Annotated in this window: 18 protein-coding genes; 12 read left to right on the plus strand and 6 right to left on the minus strand. The window is 63.9% G+C overall.

From position 1 onward, the window contains the following. Positions 1 to 34 precede the first annotated feature (34 nt). The 7 genes from ATJ78_RS05570 (at position 35) to dnaB (ending at position 6,938) form a co-directional block, all read left to right on the plus strand. A complete protein-coding gene (locus ATJ78_RS05570; protein WP_098406694.1) occupies positions 35 to 1,489 on the plus strand; it encodes a CCA tRNA nucleotidyltransferase in 1,455 nt (484 codons plus the stop codon). Between the two features lie 444 nt (positions 1,490 to 1,933). After that, positions 1,934 to 3,268 carry an ABC transporter substrate-binding protein gene (locus ATJ78_RS05575; RefSeq protein WP_098406695.1) on the plus strand — a complete coding sequence of 445 codons (1,335 nt, stop codon included), beginning with the start codon at positions 1,934 to 1,936 and terminating at the stop codon, positions 3,266 to 3,268. Positions 3,269 to 3,404: 136 nt separating this feature from the next. Continuing rightward, positions 3,405 to 3,767 carry a 30S ribosomal protein S6 gene (gene rpsF / locus ATJ78_RS05580; protein ID WP_098406696.1) on the plus strand — a complete coding sequence of 121 codons (363 nt, stop codon included), beginning with the start codon at positions 3,405 to 3,407 and terminating at the stop codon, positions 3,765 to 3,767. 4 nt (positions 3,768 to 3,771) lie between these two features. Continuing rightward, positions 3,772 to 4,278 (plus strand): single-stranded DNA-binding protein, encoded by a 507-nt coding sequence (locus tag ATJ78_RS05585; protein WP_098406697.1) that lies wholly within the window; start codon positions 3,772 to 3,774, stop codon positions 4,276 to 4,278. A 63-nt stretch (positions 4,279 to 4,341) separates the two neighbouring features. After that, complete coding sequence (gene rpsR, locus ATJ78_RS05590) at positions 4,342 to 4,602, plus strand: 30S ribosomal protein S18 (protein WP_098406698.1); 261 nt, start codon at positions 4,342 to 4,344, stop codon at positions 4,600 to 4,602. 11 nt (positions 4,603 to 4,613) lie between these two features. After that, positions 4,614 to 5,066 carry a 50S ribosomal protein L9 gene (rplI, locus tag ATJ78_RS05595; RefSeq protein WP_098406699.1) on the plus strand — a complete coding sequence of 151 codons (453 nt, stop codon included), beginning with the start codon at positions 4,614 to 4,616 and terminating at the stop codon, positions 5,064 to 5,066. A gap of 501 nt (positions 5,067 to 5,567) precedes the next feature. Continuing rightward, on the plus strand, positions 5,568 to 6,938 hold the full coding sequence (dnaB, locus tag ATJ78_RS05600; protein WP_245836221.1) for a replicative DNA helicase: 1,371 nt from the start codon (positions 5,568 to 5,570) through the stop codon (positions 6,936 to 6,938). 56 nt (positions 6,939 to 6,994) lie between these two features. Here dnaB and ATJ78_RS05605 read toward each other — a convergent pair whose 3' ends face one another. Further along, complete coding sequence (locus tag ATJ78_RS05605; RefSeq protein WP_169923395.1) at positions 6,995 to 8,554, minus strand: DUF222 domain-containing protein; 1,560 nt, start codon at positions 8,552 to 8,554, stop codon at positions 6,995 to 6,997. A 523-nt stretch (positions 8,555 to 9,077) separates the two neighbouring features. Between ATJ78_RS05605 and ATJ78_RS05610 the strand changes: the two genes are divergently transcribed. Both ATJ78_RS05610 and ATJ78_RS05615 read left to right on the plus strand, forming a co-directional pair. Further along, positions 9,078 to 9,719 carry a hypothetical protein gene (locus ATJ78_RS05610; RefSeq protein WP_098406702.1) on the plus strand — a complete coding sequence of 214 codons (642 nt, stop codon included), beginning with the start codon at positions 9,078 to 9,080 and terminating at the stop codon, positions 9,717 to 9,719. Further along, positions 9,716 to 9,976, plus strand: a complete 261-nt coding sequence (locus ATJ78_RS05615) for a hypothetical protein (protein WP_098406703.1) — start codon at positions 9,716 to 9,718, stop codon at positions 9,974 to 9,976. Before ATJ78_RS05610 ends, ATJ78_RS05615 begins: the two co-directional genes overlap by 4 nt. A gap of 12 nt (positions 9,977 to 9,988) precedes the next feature. Here the strand turns inward: ATJ78_RS05615 and ATJ78_RS05620 are convergent, their stop codons facing one another. From ATJ78_RS05620 to ATJ78_RS05635, 4 genes are read right to left on the minus strand one after another with little or no spacing between them, the layout of a single operon-like run. Then, positions 9,989 to 10,603, minus strand: a complete 615-nt coding sequence (locus ATJ78_RS05620) for a GrpB family protein (protein WP_098406704.1) — start codon at positions 10,601 to 10,603, stop codon at positions 9,989 to 9,991. 31 nt (positions 10,604 to 10,634) lie between these two features. Further along, positions 10,635 to 11,762: an ROK family transcriptional regulator gene (locus tag ATJ78_RS05625; RefSeq protein ID WP_098406705.1), complete on the minus strand. Its 1,128-nt coding sequence runs from the start codon at positions 11,760 to 11,762 to the stop codon at positions 10,635 to 10,637. A 54-nt stretch (positions 11,763 to 11,816) separates the two neighbouring features. Continuing rightward, on the minus strand, positions 11,817 to 13,208 hold the full coding sequence (gene purB / locus ATJ78_RS05630; protein ID WP_098406706.1) for an adenylosuccinate lyase: 1,392 nt from the start codon (positions 13,206 to 13,208) through the stop codon (positions 11,817 to 11,819). Then, positions 13,205 to 13,723: a low molecular weight protein-tyrosine-phosphatase gene (locus tag ATJ78_RS05635; protein ID WP_211288431.1), complete on the minus strand. Its 519-nt coding sequence runs from the start codon at positions 13,721 to 13,723 to the stop codon at positions 13,205 to 13,207. Before ATJ78_RS05635 ends, purB begins: the two co-directional genes overlap by 4 nt. Positions 13,724 to 13,883: 160 nt before the next feature. Here ATJ78_RS05635 and ATJ78_RS05640 point away from each other — a divergent pair, with 160 nt between their 5' ends. Then, complete coding sequence (locus ATJ78_RS05640; RefSeq protein WP_098406707.1) at positions 13,884 to 14,195, plus strand: hypothetical protein; 312 nt, start codon at positions 13,884 to 13,886, stop codon at positions 14,193 to 14,195. Further along, on the plus strand, positions 14,192 to 15,898 hold the full coding sequence (locus tag ATJ78_RS05645; protein ID WP_098406708.1) for a lipase family protein: 1,707 nt from the start codon (positions 14,192 to 14,194) through the stop codon (positions 15,896 to 15,898). The genes ATJ78_RS05640 and ATJ78_RS05645 overlap by 4 nt, the downstream gene beginning before the upstream one ends. Positions 15,899 to 15,911: 13 nt before the next feature. Here the strand turns inward: ATJ78_RS05645 and ATJ78_RS05650 are convergent, their stop codons facing one another. Then, positions 15,912 to 16,301, minus strand: a complete 390-nt coding sequence (locus ATJ78_RS05650) for a phage holin family protein (RefSeq protein ID WP_098406709.1) — start codon at positions 16,299 to 16,301, stop codon at positions 15,912 to 15,914. A gap of 93 nt (positions 16,302 to 16,394) precedes the next feature. Between ATJ78_RS05650 and ATJ78_RS05655 the strand changes: the two genes are divergently transcribed. Continuing rightward, positions 16,395 to 17,522, plus strand: coding sequence for a pyridoxal phosphate-dependent aminotransferase (locus ATJ78_RS05655; RefSeq protein ID WP_098406710.1), 1,128 nt, complete (start codon positions 16,395 to 16,397; stop codon positions 17,520 to 17,522). The last annotated feature ends 6 nt before the right edge of the window (positions 17,523 to 17,528 follow it).

Genomic DNA, 17,528 nt, shown 5'->3' on the forward strand with positions numbered 1-17,528 from the left:
GCGCTCCCATCGTCGCTCCCTTACGATTGACCCCATGGTGAAAATGGCTGAGGCCCTCGAACGACTCCAGACTCTCGCCGACTCACCCATCGTGCAGCGCGTAGCGGCGGCGTTTGCCGACGCCGGGCACGAGCTCGCTCTCGTGGGCGGCCCGGTGCGCGACGCCATGCTTGGGCGCGCTGTGCATGACTATGACTTCACAACCGATGCTCACCCCGACACCATTCTCGAGATCGTCACGCCGATCTCGAGCGCCCAGTGGGATATCGGGCGCGAGTTCGGCACAATCGGCGCTCGCATCGTGACGGGTGAGGGGGCGGATGCTCTCGCTGACACCGTCGAGATCACGACATACCGTGCCGATGCCTACGATCGCGAGACGCGCAAGCCTCTCGTCGCGTTCGGCACGGTTCTCGACGATGATCTCAAGCGTCGCGATTTCACCGTCAACGCGATGGCGCTGCGGGTTCCCGATGTGACGCTCGTCGACCCGCACGGAGGCGTTGAAGACCTGCTTGACGCCACACTTCGCACGCCGTCCTCTCCCGAGGTGAGCTTTGGCGACGACCCGCTGCGCATGCTCCGCGCGGCGCGGTTCGCCAGTCAGCTCGGGTTTCACGTTGCAGACGAGGTGCAGGATGCCATGCAGGAGATGGCACCCAGCATCCGCATCGTCTCGGCGGAGCGCGTCCAGAGCGAGCTGGCGAAGCTGCTCTGCACCGACGCGCCGTCCGACGGCATCCGCCTGCTCGTTGACACAGGACTTGCCGAGCTCGTGCTGCCCGAGGTGCCCGCTCTGCGCCTTGAGACAGACGAGCACCACCATCACAAAGATGTCTACGAGCACTCGCTGACGGTTCTTGATCAGGCGATCGGCCACGAGAAGCGGCGGCACCCGGGGGAGCAGCCCGACCTCATTCTGAGGCTCGCGGCGCTGCTTCACGACATCGGCAAGCCGGCGACGCGCCGTCTCGAGCCCGGCGGCGCCGTGAGCTTTTACCACCACGACGTGGTCGGCTCGAAGCTCGCGAAGAAGCGCCTCAAGGCGCTGCGCTTCGACAAAGAGACCATCACGTCTGTCGCGCGTCTCATCGAGCTTCACTTGCGGTTCTTCGGCTACAGCGAGGGCGCATGGACCGATTCAGCTGTTCGCCGCTATGTACGCGACGCGGGCGATCTGCTCGAGCGCCTGCACATGCTCACACGGGCAGACGTCACGACGCGCAACAAGCGCAAGGCCGACCGCCTCGCCTTCGCCTACGACGACCTCGAGAAGCGCATCGACGAACTCAAGGAGCAGGAGGAGTTGGAGGCCGTGCGCCCGGAGCTCGACGGCAATCGCATTCAGGAGGTGCTCGGGGTCGGTCCAGGCCCCGAGGTCGGCCGCGCCTACAAATGGCTTCTCGAACTGCGCCTCGATGAGGGAACGCTCGGAGAAGACGAAGCAGAACGCCGTCTCACAGAGTGGTGGAGTTCCCGCGGGCAGTAGCCTCGCGGCATCCTCACCCCACCGTCGGAGCAGTCGCTACCAGTCGTGAACCGTGCCGTCGCGAAGCGGGGATTCCGTCATGAACAATGCGAGCGCCCGTCGAGCGGAACTTCCCACTACGGTCGGTCGTTCTCGCGAGAACGCCAGCAATTTCTCATCAACGTGGGTATCGTTGTTCTGTTGTCGCGACCGACGTCGTCGCTCTGGTCCCCATCGCGGCCGTCGCCGAGCACAAGCGCTCTGGCTGCTCGTGGTGTCGATGGGTGCGAGCTGGGCACGACTACGGTTGCGACTGCTAGCCTCCAATCTCAGGACACGAGCAGTTGGAAGCTGGTGATGGCGGCGACGACGCAGAGCGGTCCCGCCGATGATCGTGTTCCTGAGCGTCAGAAGCACATTGTCAGGTCCATCACCATCACAGGTTTCAGATAGAGAAAGACCCGAATGGCGAAGCGAATCCTTACGATTGCAGCGGCGGTGGCAGCATCCTCCCTCATGCTGTCTGGCTGCGCTGCCTCAGACACAACCGAGGCAGACACGACGACCGTCAACTTCCGGTTGTGGGACGAAAACGTCGCCAAGGCCTACGAGGCCTCCTTCGACGAATTCGAAGAGCAGAACCCGAATATCTCCGTGAACATCAACGTCGTCCCGTGGGACGAATACTGGTCAAAGCTGCGCACAGATGTCGCCGGCGGAACAATGGACGACGTCTTCTGGATCAACAACTCGTACTACGGCGCGTACGTGGACTCCGGCAACCTCATGGACGTCGGCGCCGTCATGGGGGCGGGCGCGAAAGAGGCGTGGGAGCCGAGCGTCGTCGACCAGTTCACGCGAAACGACACCCTATGGGGCGTGCCCCAGCTGTATGACGCTGGAATCGCGGTCTATTACAACGCCGAGCTCCTGGAGGCTGCCGGCGTGACTCCCAAGGATCTCAACGGGCTCACCTGGGATCCGGAGGAAGCCGAGAACGACAACTATCTCGCGATGGCACGCAAGCTCACCGTTGACTCGTCGGGCACAGCCGGTGACGCCAAGGGGTTTGACGGCGGATCCGTGGCGCAGTACGGCACCAACCTCGCGTATGACCTGCAGGCGATTCTTCTCCCGTTCATCGGCTCGAACGGCGGCAAGTTCCAAGACGGAGGCGAGTTCGCATTCGCGAACGAGAACTCCGCGCAGGCGATCGACTATCTCGTTCAAGCGATAAACAAATATCACGTCGCACCGCCCGCCGAAGAGACGAACGGCGACGGCAACTTCAGCCTCGCTGCCTTCACCGAGGGCAAGATGGCCATGTTCCAGTCGGGCCTGTACAACCTCAAGGAGATCTCGGAGTCGGCCGATTTCGAGTGGGGTGTCGCCATGCTGCCTGCCGGTCCGGAAGGTCGCGTGTCCGTGACGAACGGCATCGTCGCTGCGGGCAATGCCGCCAGCGAGAACAAGGATGCTGTCAAGAAGGTGCTCGGCTGGCTCGGGAGCGAGCAGGGCAATGCCTATCTCGGAAAGGACGGCTCGGCCGTGCCCGGCGTTGTCGCTGCCCAGGACACGTACTTCGAGTACTGGAACAAGAAGGACGTCGATGTCTCGCCGTTCTTCGACGTCGTCTCCGACGGCCCGACGATTCCCGCTCCCACGGGGACCAATTACCAGAAGGGCTTCGATCAATTCGATCCCCTCTTCAAGGAGATCTTCAGCGGATCCACGGATCCGCTGAAGGGGCTGGAGCAGGCGCAAGCGGCCGCGAACGGTGCGATCGGAACCGCCGAATAATCGTGCATTAGCGCTGCCGGCGTTCGTCGAGTATCATTGCCAAGTTGCCTGCGCTCGGCCTTGAGCGCGGCCACGATGCTACAACCCTCCTGTTGCAGAACGTCTGCAGCCGATCTAGACCGAAGGAGGTGGGTTAGTGACGCATCAGTACGAACTCATGGTCATCCTCGACCCCGAGATTGACGAGCGCACGGTTGCACCGAGTCTCGACAAATTCCTCAACGTCATCCGTAACGACGGTGGCACCGTCGACAACGTCGACATCTGGGGACGTCGCCGCCTGGCCTACGAGATCAACAAGAAGTCCGAGGGCATCTACGCTGTCGTCGACTTCACGGCCTCGAGCGAATCCACTCAGGAACTCGACCGTCAGCTGAAGCTCTCCGAAGCCGTCATGCGCACCAAGGTGCTCCGCGCCGAAGAGGCGATCGCTCAGGTCGCGTCCGAGGCAAAGCGCGCCGAGGCGAAGGCCGCGCGCAAGGCAAGCAAGGGCGCCTAGTCCCATGGCTGGCGAGACCGTCATCACCGTGGTGGGCAACCTCACTGCCGATCCTGAACTGCGCTACACGCAGTCAGGCCTCGCGGTTGCCAACTTCACCATCGCAAGCACTCCGCGCACGTTCGACCGTCAGTCGAACGAGTGGAAAGACGGTGAAGCACTCTTCCTGCGCGCAAGTGTCTGGCGTGAATTCGCTGAGCACGTCGCAGGCACTCTCACCAAGGGCAGCCGCGTCATCGCTCAGGGTCGTCTCAAGCAGCGGTCATTCGAGACCCGTGAGGGCGAGAAGCGCACCGTGATCGAGCTCGATGTCGACGAGATCGGTCCGAGTCTTCGCTACGCGACCGCGCAGGTCACCCGTGCTCAGTCTTCGGGCGGGGGACAGGGGCGTTCGCAGGCGTCGTCCTATCAGAACGACGAGCCGTGGGCTCCCGCAGCACCGTCCCCGTCTCAGGGCGGCGGCGATGGCTGGGCGACCCCCGGAAGCTACGGCGACGAGACACCCTTCTAATCACACACGTGCGACGACACCCTTGTGGCGTCGCGCAAGAATCTTCACGAAGAGGAAACCACTATGGCTGGAAAGTCGAGCGGCCAGGGCCGCAAGTCTTCCCGCGGCAAAGGTGCAAAGGCATCCGCCCCGGCGAAGTCGATCCGTGTCGGCGTCATTGACTACAAAGACGTCGCCACGCTCCGCAAGTTCATCTCAGAGCGCGGCAAGATTCGCGCTCGTCGCATCACCGGTGTCTCCGTGCAGGAGCAGCGCCTGATCGCACGGGCAATCAAGAACGCCCGCGAAATGGCTCTTCTGCCCTACGCCGGCTCAGGCCGCTAAGGAGTACACGCATGTCGAAAGTTATTCTGACGCACGAGGTCACCGGTCTCGGTGCTCCCGGTGATGTCGTCGATGTCAAGGGCGGCTACGCCCGCAACTACCTCGTTCCGCAGGGCTTCGCGACCCCGTGGACGCGTGGCGGCGAGAAGCAGGTCGAGCAGATCAAGGCGGCTCGCGCAGCCCGTGAGCTCGAGACTCTTGAAGAGGCCAAGGCCCTCAAGGATGCGATCGAAGCGAACACGATCACGCTGACCGTCAAGGCCGGCTCTGAAGGCCGTCTGTTCGGCTCGGTCAAGCCCAGCGACATCGCTGCGGCCATCGCCGAGGCCGGCATCGGCGAGGTTGACAAGCGCAAGATCGAGATCCCCAGCGCCATCAAGGCAACGGGCAAGCACGAGGCTACGCTGCGACTCCGCGAGGACGTCTCTGCGACGATCTCGCTTCAGGTGGTCGCCGCCAAGTAGGCGAGCTGACGACGGCGGGGTGGGCCATTGGCCCACCCCGTTTTCGTGCGCCGCGAGTGCTTGAACTGGGTCTTGCGTCGCGTGCACCCGACGGCTACTATTCTGCTCGTTTGTGCACAGGCGGGCTGTCAAATCGGAACCCTCAACCACGGGTTCAATCGGATTGATCATCCACACACAGTGGAAAACAAAAGACCAGGCTAGGCGTCATAAATAAAATTCGATCCCCACGTTGTCCACAGTTATCCACATACAGTTCCCACAGCGCCGTCGGCGTTTCGCCCAGGTTCTCCACACAGTTATCCACAGGCCGATTTGGGGGTAAGCGACGGTGGTCTTTAGGGTAAGTCAGCAGACAGCCGCACACCCGCGCGTGAGCGCTTGGCGGCACGATGTCAGCAGGTGCTGATTCACTTGGCACGCAGCGGAGACAACGACGTTCGGTTGCGGCCAGGCTGAGTCAGTGCTGTGCCGATGAGCGATGAAAAGGGGGAGTGTTTCGTGTCGATTGCGCATCTCGAGACCGGAGGCGGAGCGGGCTCCGACTCCGAGCGCCCGTACGAGCGCACGCCGCCGCATGACCTCCTGGCTGAGCAGTCGACCCTCGGCGGAATGATGCTGTCGAAAGACGCCGTCGCCGACGTTGTCGAACTGGTGCGTGGCGCGGACTTCTACATTCCGAAGCACGAGATCATCTTCGACGCGATGCTCTCTCTCTACTCGCACGGTGAGCCGACAGACGTCATCGCCGTCACCGACGAGCTCGTCAAACAGGGCGAACTGCAGCGTGCGGGCGGTGCTGATTACCTGCACACGCTCACATCTCTCGTTCCCACAGCGGCAAACGCTGGCTTCTACGCATCCATCGTGTCGGAACGCGCAATGCTGCGGCGGCTCGTGGAAGCGGGCACGCGCATTGTGCAGATGGGCTACTCGGGCGAGGGCGAGGTCCTCGATCTCGTCAACAACGCGCAGGCCGAGATCTATTCGGTCTCGGGTGATGAGAGTGCCGAAGACTACGTCCCGCTGACGACTGCGGTCGACGCCGCGGTCGAAGAGATCGAGGCCGCGAGCGGCCGCGACGGCACCATGACCGGTATTCCCACGGGCTTCAAGGAGCTCGACGATCTGACGAACGGTCTGCATCCCGGTCAGATGATCATCATCGCCGCTCGTCCCGCCATGGGTAAGTCGACACTGGCACTGGACTTTGCGCGAGCAGCATCCATCGCAAATGACGAGCCATCGATCTTCTTCTCACTTGAGATGGGGAAGAGCGAGATCGCCATGCGTCTTCTCAGTGCAGAGGGGGCGATTCCGCTGCAGAACATGCGTAAGGGAACGCTCGATTCGCGAGACTGGACGACCATGGCGTCGACGCGGGGGCGCATCAACGAGGCTCCCCTCTACATCGACGACAGCCCGAACATGACGCTCGTCGAGATCAGGGCTAAGTGTCGTCGGCTCAAGCAGCGAGTCGGGCTGAAGCTTGTCGTTATCGACTATCTGCAGCTCATGACGAGTGGAAAGCGGGTCGAGAGCCGTCAGCAGGAGGTCTCGGAGTTCTCGCGTGCTCTGAAGTTGCTTGCCAAGGAGCTCAATGTTCCTGTCATTGCGCTGTCGCAGCTGAACCGTGGTCCGGAGCAGAGGCAAGACAAGATGCCGGCGATCAGTGATCTGCGTGAATCGGGGTCGATTGAGCAGGATGCTGACATGGTCGTCCTTCTGCATCGTGAGTCGGTGTACGAGAAGGACTCGCGGCCCGGTGAAGCAGATCTCATTGTGGCCAAGCATCGTAATGGTCCGACGGCCACGATCACTGTGGCGTTCCAGGGGCACTATTCTCGCTTTGCCGACATGGCGCCTGCCTAAGAAGACTTTCGCAAGGGACGGTGTTGTCTCGAATTTCTTCTCGTCATCTCGTGAGGTCAGCGCGCAGGGCTGCTTCGTCGTCGGGCAGATGGGCCCCGAGTCGGTCCATGACAGTCGTGTCTGCCCGCAGGGCACTTCGAGTAGCGCTTCGAGCTGTTCTGCTCGTGCGTGTGGTGTGTCGGGGCCGCCGCGTTGTCAGGAACGCGGCCCGGTATCTCGCCCGCCGTCGGGTGGTCGTCGTTGCCCGAGATATCTCCGGTTGACGTACCAGCCGGGCGGTACGATGCGTGGTCGGCCGTTGTTGTCGCGGGTGATGGCCCATTCTTCGTGTTCGAGCAGTCTGTGGTGAAACCAGCAGACGAGGACGCCGTTGGGCAGGTCTGTTCTGCCGCCGGTCTCCCATGCGTGAATGTGGTGGGCTTCGCAGAGCCAGGCGGGATGTGACAGTCGGGTGCAACACAGGTGGGTCCGTCCCTGGCGATCAACGCTAGCCGCTGCTGCGTGCTGAAAAACCTCTCGGCGGTCCCGAGGGTGAGCACTTCCCCGTGCTCGTTGATCTGCACGTGCCGGGTGTCGCCGTCGCACTGCATCTGGGTCACGAACGATATCGGCAAGACTGCCGGCGTGCCTGGTGACCACGCTGCCCCGGTTTCCGTGTTGAGGTTGCGTGCGTCCACGGTGACGAGCACGGTCGGTCCGCGGCCGTGGAGTTTGGGTGCGGTCTTCTGTTTTCCGGTGCCGCCGATGATCGTCGTGAACACGTCGGCGCGTTCTTGCGGTTTCGACCGCTCCTCCGGTGCTTGCTCATTGTCGGCCTGCTCGTCGGCATGCATAAACGTCGGTGACGTTCGTTTGGACATGTAGGCGTCGAACACGGGTGTCACCTGTGCTGCCTGTTCCGGTGACAGGGTGCCGGTGATCTTCAGGGTGCCGTCGTCTTGATGCCGAAACACGAGCTTCCGCGCCTGGTGCAGTTCCTCCGCGGACGGTTCGACACCGTCGGGGTCGAGAACGGCGCAGAACGCTCTCGCCTGCTGACGGAGGTTGTCCGCTGACGCGGGTGCTTCCCCGGTCGCGCCGGTCGCGTTGCCCAGCAGTGTCGCTTCGGCCCAGTCCATCTGCTCCGGCACCGCACGAGGCAGCACCGGTGCGAGTGTCGTGGTGATTGCTTCGGCAGCATCTAGACCGATGACACCGTCGCTCAACGCTTGAGCGGTCTGCGGGAACACCGGGGCAAGCGGCAGCCCGGTGTCGGAAACTCTCGGTGTCGTGTGGATGGCGAGTCTCGTATACCGATACGCGGTCGAGTTCTTCGCCCCCGTGATCTTCTCAAACAACGCTGCCGGCGAGGAGCATCCGTGACGGGCTGCGAGACCGTTGAATCCGGTGTCGCTGTCCGAACGGCGGGCGATCTCGCCGACGTTGCCGACCTGGCGGCCCTCGACCAGACGGCAGATATTGCCGAGCAGGCCGGTGAATTCCAGAAGGGCGTCCGCAGAGAGTGCGCTCGGGTCTACATCGGTAAGGTTCGCGACAGTCGAGAGCGCTTCTTCAGCGGCACGCACAGCGACAGCATCCGGGCCGCCCATCGGCTCGAATCCGGGTGCTGCTGCCATGTTTTCCATGCCAACAGTCTTCCAGCAGCCACCGACATTGCCACCGCAGAAAACCCGGTCAAAACACCATTGTGGACAACTCGTCAAACTCAGTATCTGTGGACGAAGAGTCGTCTCAGGTGAGACGGGTCACGCCGGTGATGCTCACAGCGAGGGACGGTGATGGCGGCGATACAGAAAGGGCGCGAGCGGGCTGGCTCTCCACAAGCGATTCGCACAGGTGGCTATCCACAGAAATGGATCTGCGATGTCGGAGGACCGTGTGCCGGATGCACGCTTGTGACATGTTGGATACGTACGAGCTTCCCGATGCACTCTATGGCAGTGGCATCAAACCTGCGGCGCTTCACCGCCCTGTTGGCTCATCACTTCTCGGCGCGATTGCCGACGTGGCTTGACGCGTGACAAAGCCCCGACTGCTCACGAGGCCGGAGGCGGCACACGCTCAGGTTCTGACCGATAGAATGGGGACGTCGACGGCCGCTTCTCTGCGGCAGATTATCGTGAAAGAGGCAGAGTCTTCGTGGTCACCCCCGCACGTGCGCGCGCCCTCGAGCCGGCGCCAACGCGGTTCTGGATCCTTCACATCGTTCGCGCGGTGATCCTGGCGGCGGTCGGGCTCTTCATCACCTTCTCACGCGATCACTCGCCGCACCTCGGCCTTATCGCCTTCGGCGCGTTCGCGCTCGTGTCGGGAATCGTCATCGGTACGCTGTCAGTACGGCTCGTGGCCGATGCCCCAACGCGACGTCTCGTGATCGCGCAGACCGTCGTCTCGATTGCGGCGGGAACCATCGCTCTCGCGCTTCAGGCCACGGGGCTTGGAACACTGCTGCTCACCGTGTCGATCTGGGCCGGGCTGACCGGTCTTCTCGAGTTGTACGCGGGGTACCGGCTTGCTCGCCGATCAGCGTTGTCGCGCGATTTTCTCATCGCGGGAGGGCTGACCGCGCTGCTTGCCATCGTGTTCGTTCTGCTTCCGCCGGACTTTCAGCAGACTGACGGCGGAATGGACAACGTTCCGCTGACATTGACCTCATCGGTGATCGCTGTGGGAGTCTTCGGAGCATATGCCGCGGTGATGGCGGTCTTTCTCGCCATCGGGGGCCTCTCGATCAAATGGCAGAAAGCGGACGACGAAGCATCAACGGAGGAACCGGCATGACCAAACCCAGCAAGCGCGAGATGCTGAAGCCTCTTGAGCTTCTGAGCATCGCGGCTGCGTTCGGCATCTTCGCGGGTCTCATCACGCTGATGTCAACCAGGGACTTTCTGCTGACCGTGATGTTCACGGGCGTCGCGTTCATCGTCGGGCTCGTCTTTCTGGCACTCTTTGCGCTGACGATCAAGCCGAACAAGATCGAGCAAGAAGAGATTCACCGAGACGACGACGGGAACCCCAAGCCGCCCACGATGCTCTAGGAGCTTCGGCGATCATCGCGGCTCGTCCGTCAAGCCGGTAGCCCGGAAGGCCCGTGCATAGATCTCGCGGATGACCTTCTGCTTGCGGCGGTTGTACTCCATCACCGTCTCGCGACGTTCTGTTGCCCTGGACGCCGCGGCGCGTTTCGCGTCTGCGTACAGCATCCGATCGTGCTCATCTCGTCGCAGGTGGTCGCGAAAGATGCGGTGCTTCCACGGCTCGGCGGCGTCGGGGCCGAAGACATGCAGATTGACCGACTGATCGGAGGCTTTGAGGCAACGATGCTCGAACCACCACGGCTCGCGCACGGTCAGCACGAAGCCGGCATCGGTGAGCGCAGGAAGCCAGGCCGGCTCGTCTGAGGGATCGGCGACGATGAGGTCGATGTCGAGCACCTGCTTCGAGGGCAAGCCCGGGACGGACGTTGACCCGACGTGAGCGATATCGAGAACGTGCGCTCCGAGATGGCGACGAATCTGTGACTCCTGTTCGGCGTACAGCGCGGGCCACTCCTCGTCGAATTCGACGATGTCGATCGGCTGCGCTGCGGGCGCCACCACCCACGGGGATTCTCCAGGGGGAGGGTCGACGTCGAAGAACGTCGTGATGTCGCGCACCGTAGGCATGCGACAAGCCTACGAGCAGAGTGACGGGGTCTTACACGATGCCAAGGCGTTCAGAGAGCACGAGCGCGGCGGCTCCTCGCAGCACGATATCTGGGCCGAGCGGCGTGACATGGATATCGACGTGGTCGACGTCATCGGCCGTGCTCGCGTCGACTGCCTCACGCGTGGCGTCGATCAGGACGTCGCCGATCACCTCGCTCGGGCCCGTGAGCACAACAGATGTGAGACCGAGTGATGTGATGAGGGGCGCGAGCGCAGAGCCGAGCACCTGACCGGCACGCTGCAGCGCAGCATCCGCTGTCTCGCCTGCGATGACCGCCTTCTCGATCTGCTTGCGCAGTGTGGGAGCCGTGATGAGCGATTCGAGCGCGACGGCTTCACTGCCGGTACTCGGACACACGAGCACCCGGCCGATCTCGCCAGCGGTCAATCGTGATCCGAGAACGGGGCGGCCGTCGAGCAGCAGGCCGCCTCCGACGCCGCGGCCGATCTTCACAAGCAAGAGGTCGTCGCCTCCTGAAGCGAAGCTGTGCTCGGCGAGTACGGCGACGTTGGCGTCGTTGGCCACCGAGACGGGCACGCCGAAACGCGTTGAGAGAGCGGGAGCCAGAGAGCGGTTCGTCCAGTCGAGCGAGATGCTGCGGCGCACGACCTGGTCGCGGTCGACGATGCCGGGCACGCCGATTCCGACACCGAGAACAGGAGCGGTTGTCAGCTGCAGCGCCCACTCAAGAAGGTCGTCGACAAGCGACGCCGCTTCGTCGCCCGTGACACCGGGCGACGGAATCGATACCTCTTCGGAGATCTCACCGTCGAGGTTGGTGAGCACGGCGCGGAACACGTCGTGGCCGCTGAGATCGATCGCGACGATCTGCTGGTTGTCGCGAGCCATCTCGAGCAGCACCGCCGGCTTGCCCGGACCGTTTGACGGGCGGATTCCCCGCTCGACAATCAGTCCTTCGCGCAGCAGATCTCCCACGAGGTCCGAGACCGTGACGCGCGTCAGCCCCGATTCTCGTGCGATGTCGGCGCGACTGAGCGGGGTGCCGCGGTAGAGCATCTGCAGCACGAGCGCGCGGTTGTGGGCACGCGTGTGGCCAGGGAGCGCGGCTGATTCACGTCGCAGGGCAGCGGATGACGAGAGCAGCCGCGGGTCCATGTCTGTTTGATTTCCTCACACTCGGGGTTTGCGTCTTCGCGGTGCGTGACGACGTCAGCGCGGGGCGCCGAGTGCGTCGACCTGCGATTCGGCGAGGCCGATGTACGCCTGCGCGGTAAGCGCAAGCAGACGCTGCTTCGCCTCGTCGCCGATGTCGAGCCCCGAGACGAATTCCACGAGGTCGGCGTGACCGATGCGCTTGCCGCGAGTGAGTTCTTTGAGCAGGGCGTAGGGGTCGCTGATCTGGGAGCGCCCCGCGGTGACCTCCGCACGGATGACGGTCTGGATCGCCTCGCCGAGAACTTCCCAGTTGCTGTCGAGATCTGCCAGCAGCGCGTCGCGATCGAGGTCGATCTCGCGCAGGCCGCGCCCGATGTTGTCGAGCGCGAGCAGGGAGTGGCCGAGCGCGACCCCGATGTTGCGCTGCGTTGTGGAGTCCGTGAGGTCGCGCTGCAGTCGCGATGTGACGAGCGTCGACGCGAGCGAGTCGAGCAGCGCGCACGAGAGTTCGAGGTTCGCCTCGGCGTTCTCGAAGCGGATCGGATTGACCTTGTGCGGCATCGTCGACGAGCCCGTCGCCCCGGCCTGCGGAATCTGACGGAAGTACCCCATCGAGATGTACGTCCACACGTCAGTCGCGAGATTGTGCAGCACGCGACCCGCATGAGCGATGCGGGAGTACAGTTCTGCCTGCCAGTCGTGTGATTCGATCTGCGTCGTGAGCGGGTTCCACGTGAGCCCGAGAGACTCGACGAACTCGCGCGAGATGGCCGGCCAGTCAGCATCCGGATCTGCCACGACGTGTGCAGCGAAGTCGCCCGTCGCTCCCGAGAACTTGCCGAGGTACTCGCTCGCTTCGATCTGCGTCAGGATGCGCTCGAGGCGGTACACGGTCACCGCGATCTCGCGCCCCATCGTGCTCGGCGTCGCGGGCTGTCCATGCGTGTGCGACAGCATCGGCGCGTCGCGGTACGTCGTGGCCAGCTCGCGCAGCGCGGCGATGACGCCCCGGTACTTCGGCAGCCACACGTTCTGAACGGCATCCTTCACCGTGAGCGCGTACGACAGATTGTTGATGTCTTCGCTCGTGCACGCGAAGTGCGTGAGCTCGGCGATGTGATTGAGACCGAGCTCGGAGAGACGCTCGCGCACGAGGTACTCGACCGCCTTCACGTCGTGTCGCGTCGTGGCCTCGAACTCCGCGAGCCGGTCGATCTCGGCCTGCCCGAAGTCGGTGACGAGCGCGCGCAGCGACGCCGCCTCCTCACTGGACAGCGGCCGCGAGCCGAACATGCTGTGCGCCGTGAGGTAGAGCAGCCACTCGACCTCGACTCTCACACGTGCACGGTTGAGTCCCGCCTCACTCAGGTGTTCTCCCAGGTCGGTGACGGCGGCGCGATAGCGGCCATCGAGAGGGCTGAGCGGCTGAGGCGGAAGTGGTGTCATCGAAGGGCTCCCTGTCGGATAGCGGGCTCGAGCTGGCGGAACAGAGCCAGGCTCGCTCTCTCTATCATCCCAAGAACCCGGTCGAAGGTTTGCGTATCTGAGTAGTACGGGTCGGGGACGTCCCAGATTCCGTTCGCGGACGCGTCGAACGACATCAGCAGCGATACCTTTTCTTGGTCGGATGCTGTCGGCGCGCTGTGCTGCAAGGAGCGCAGATGAGTGCGGTCGAGGGCGACCACGAGATCGAGGGTGGGAAACCACGCGCCGTCGAACTGCTTCGCCCGATGCTTCGACCCGTCATATCCTCGCGTGGCGAGGGCATCGAGCGTTCGCTGGTCCGCGCGTTCGCCCACGTGCCAGTCGCCGATGCCCGCTGAGGTCGCGGTGACCCACTGTGCCAGACCTGCTTGCTCGACGCGTGTGAGAAAGACGATCTCGGCCATGGGGGAACGGCAGATGTTGCCCGCGCAGACGAAGCAGATCGAAAAGGGAACGATCTCGGAGCCGCGGGACATGGCCTCTATTCTGTCGAACTGCGCAGGCGATTCACAGTCCCCGTTCCAAATTCCGTCCACAGTGCGGCCGGATGCTCGTTCATCCACAGATGAGAGGGTCGGGGTGGGGCGGATGCTGCGCGCGAGAGAGCCTGGATGCACACCGTGGAAGGGAGCATCTGTGGACCCCGTGACCGAAGCAGAGGCTGGGCGCGCGATCGCCGAGCTGCGCGCGCAGCATTCTGCGCTCAATCGAGTGCGCGACACCGTTGTGGCGCTGACCGCTCGACGAATCCCAGAAGTCATGCCGGCGAACTGGTCTGGCGCAGCGGCGCGCTCGTACGAGCGACGACTCGACGAGGTCGGCGCGCAACTGTCGTGGAGCGAATCGAGCCTGACAGGAGCGATCGATGCCGTGCTGCACGATATCGCGAGCGTGCAGGCGGATGCCGCCTCGAGCATTGACGCCGATCGGCTCGGAGGAACCCGATGACGCTCACGGTCGGAGCTCCCACGATGGTCGACACCGACGAGATCAGCACCTTTGCCGAGGAGCTCGCGAGCGTCTCGCTCGAGTGCGGGATCGCGAGTTCCGAGGTCTCTGCCGCTCGCGTGCTGACAGCGCCGCCGAATGCGTCGGCGAGGTGGAGCTCGGCTGGCTCGCGCATCGATCGCGCTGCGGAGCAGCTGGCCGCCGCCTCGGACCAGGCGGCGTCGGTCTCGCGCGCGCTCGGTGCGACAGCATCCTTGTACCTTGACACCGAAGCGACCGTGAGCAGTCTCTTCGACACGGCATGGTCTGTGACGGGCGCGACCGGCGGAGCCCTCTTCGGACACATGGTGCTGCCATTGATCGGTGCGACAGCTCTTGCCGGTGCGCCGGTCATCGTGCCGACGCTCCTGAATCCGACCGCTCGGCAGGCTTTCATGCGCGCTGGAACTGTTCTCGGCGAGAAAGTGACGGCGTGGCTCGGCGCGCATCCGAAGGTCGCGCGGAGTCCCGTCGCGATGATGCTCGTTCGCGGTCTCGCCTCGGGCAGCGATGACGCCGTCAAGGCAGCCCTCGGTATGCCGCCGAGTCTCACACCGCTCGTCGATAACCCGCGGCTCTCGGTGCCGGGGGCCGTTATGGGACTCGGTGTGCTCGGCGTGCCGTTCCTGCGCGAGTCTGCGGTTTCGGTCTCACGTGCCGGTACGTCGGCCGTGACCGCCCCCACAAGCGTTGCCGACCTTGCATCGCGCATTCCCGAATCGCGGGCTGGTGCGCCGCAGATCCGCGTTGAGGAGTACGGAGAAGGCGACTCGTGGGTCGTCTACGTCGGGGATACCGTCGACTCAGGTGTCGGCGGGGGAGACGAGGCATTCGATATGGAGTCGAATCTCACGCTCATGGCGGATGCCGACGGCGGGGGTTATCGCGCTGTCGAGAAGGCGATGGCCGATGCCGGAATCGGAGCAGACGACCGGGTGACGATCGTGGGCCACTCGCAGGGCGGACTCATCGCCGAGCGCGTCACGCAGTCAGATGAGTACAACGTGCAGACGCTGGTCACGTTCGGCGCGCCGTCAACGGGCGCGGACCTGCCCGATGGTGTCAACGCGTACGCTGTCGAGCACTCGGGTGACCTCATTCCCGCGGTCGGCGGATTCACCGACGGAGGCGAACGGGTGGTCGTGACCGGCGATGCTCCGGAGGGAGGCGACGACTGGCTGGCAGCGCACCACATGTCGGGGTACGAGCACACCGCTTCGCAGATGGACGAATCGCTCGACCCGCGGTTCGACCCCTTGAAATCAGCGCTCGATGCGATCGGCGGCGAGGGAACGAGCACCGAATATCACGCCGAGCGCATCGACGAGGCTGCACCTCCGCTGCCACGCAGCGACGCAGGCGAAAGCGCAGCTTCCCCCGCCACGACGTCAGAAGACGGCGACGCGCGCGGGAGCGTGCGCCCCCAAGACGCCGATCTCCGATCCGACCGGCTCGTCGATGACGCTGCACCGAAGGCACCGGCGTCGCCCGAGCACCTGAGCAGCGCGGACCCGCTGATTGACGCCGATGCACCGGGACTCGACGCCGATGAGAACGGCGACGGTCGGCTGCGTGAGGACGTGCAACCGCCGGTCGCTCGCCTCGACCGGCTTGGCCCGCAGCCCTCGCCGCTGCCGCTCCCCGACAAGGTGATTCGCCCGTGAGCGCGCTCGAAGGCTAGGAGCGCCCTCGCTTGGGGCGCACGAAGAGCCCGATGAACCAGTTGATGATGCCGATCACAAGTGCCCCGAGCACCCCCCACCAGAAGCCGTCGACGTGAAGCCCGAAGCCGAACAGGCCGCTCAGCCATGCGGTGAGAAGCAGAAGGAGCCCGTTGACGATGAACGAGATGAGGCCGAGCGTGAGGATGTAGATGGGAAAAGCGACGACCTTGATTATTGGTCTGACGATGCCGTTGACAATCGCGAAGATCAGCCCGACGACGCCGTAGCTCAGGCCGACCTGCCACCACTCATCGCCGAACGAGGTCATCGTAATGCCACCGACAATGAGCGTTGTGAGCCAAATGGCAACGCCGTTGATGATCACCTGCAGGAGGAATCGCATGCCACCATGATGGCAGTCGCGCCTGAATATCGACAGCCATAGCTTCTCGCGCGTATACCCGGGCCGGCATGGTGGCTGTCTAGACTCGGGAAGGTGAATGCCCCCGAAGTATCCCGCCGGCTTCCCGATGCGACGCACGTTCGACTGCGTCCGGAGATCCTCGCGACTCCCCCCTATCGTCAGGGCAAGCCCGCGGCCGCCGATGCCTTCAAGCTCTCGAGCAACGAGAACCCCTTTCCGCCGCTTCCCGGCGTGATCGACGCCATCGTCGCGGCAAGCGATGTCAACCGCTACCCGGATGCCGCGGCGACGGCATTGCGCCAGCGCCTTGCCGCGGAGCACGGTGTCGACGAAAACGAGATCCACGTGGGCGCGGGCTCTGTCGCTCTGCTCTCGCAGTTCATTCAGGCCGCTGCAGGACCCGGCGACGAGGTGCTTTATTCGTGGCGCAGCTTCGAGGCCTACCCAGGACTCGTCACCGTGGCGGGAGCCACGAGCGTGCAGGTGCCCAACACACCTGACGGCGAGCACGACCTCGACGCGATGGCTGCTGCGATCACCGATCGCACGCGGGTGCTGATCGTCTGCACCCCGAATAACCCCACGGGAACGACGGTCAGCGCCGACGACTTCGACGCATTCATGGCGCGGGTGCCTGAGAGCGTTCTGGTTCTGCTTGACGAGGCGTACGTCGAATTCGTGCGTGATGACGCTGCTGTGAACGGTCTCGACGTCGTCGGGCGGTACGCCAACCTCGTCATACTGCGAACGTTCTCAAAGGCGTACGGACTGGCGGGTCTGCGCGTGGGCTGGGCGATTGGGCCCGTGCGCCTTCTCGATGCCGCACGCGCATCTGCGATACCCCTCTCGGTCACCGGAACCGCGCAAGCGGCAGCGATCGCGTCGCTCGACAGCGCAGACGAGCTCCTCGAGCGCGTCGAGCAGCTCGTCGTACGCCGCGAGCACGTCGTCTCTGCTCTGCGCGCGCAGGGCTGGTCCGTTCCAGACACGCAGGCCAATTTCGTCTGGCTGCCGACGGGAGACCAGACGGATGCTGCCGCGGCAGCGCTCGCGGAGCACGGCATTGTCTCGCGGCCCTTCGCCGGTTCCGGCATCCGCATCAGTATCGGTGAGCCGGAGTCTGTCGATAAGCTCCTAGCGGCGACCGATGGGATTGTGAAAACCCTCCCATCCGGTCACGGCGCAAGGACCATAGGTTAGAACGGT

This window comes from Paramicrobacterium agarici (assembly GCF_002563955.1).
In the GTDB taxonomy this organism is placed as follows: domain Bacteria; phylum Actinomycetota; class Actinomycetes; order Actinomycetales; family Microbacteriaceae; genus Paramicrobacterium; species Paramicrobacterium agarici.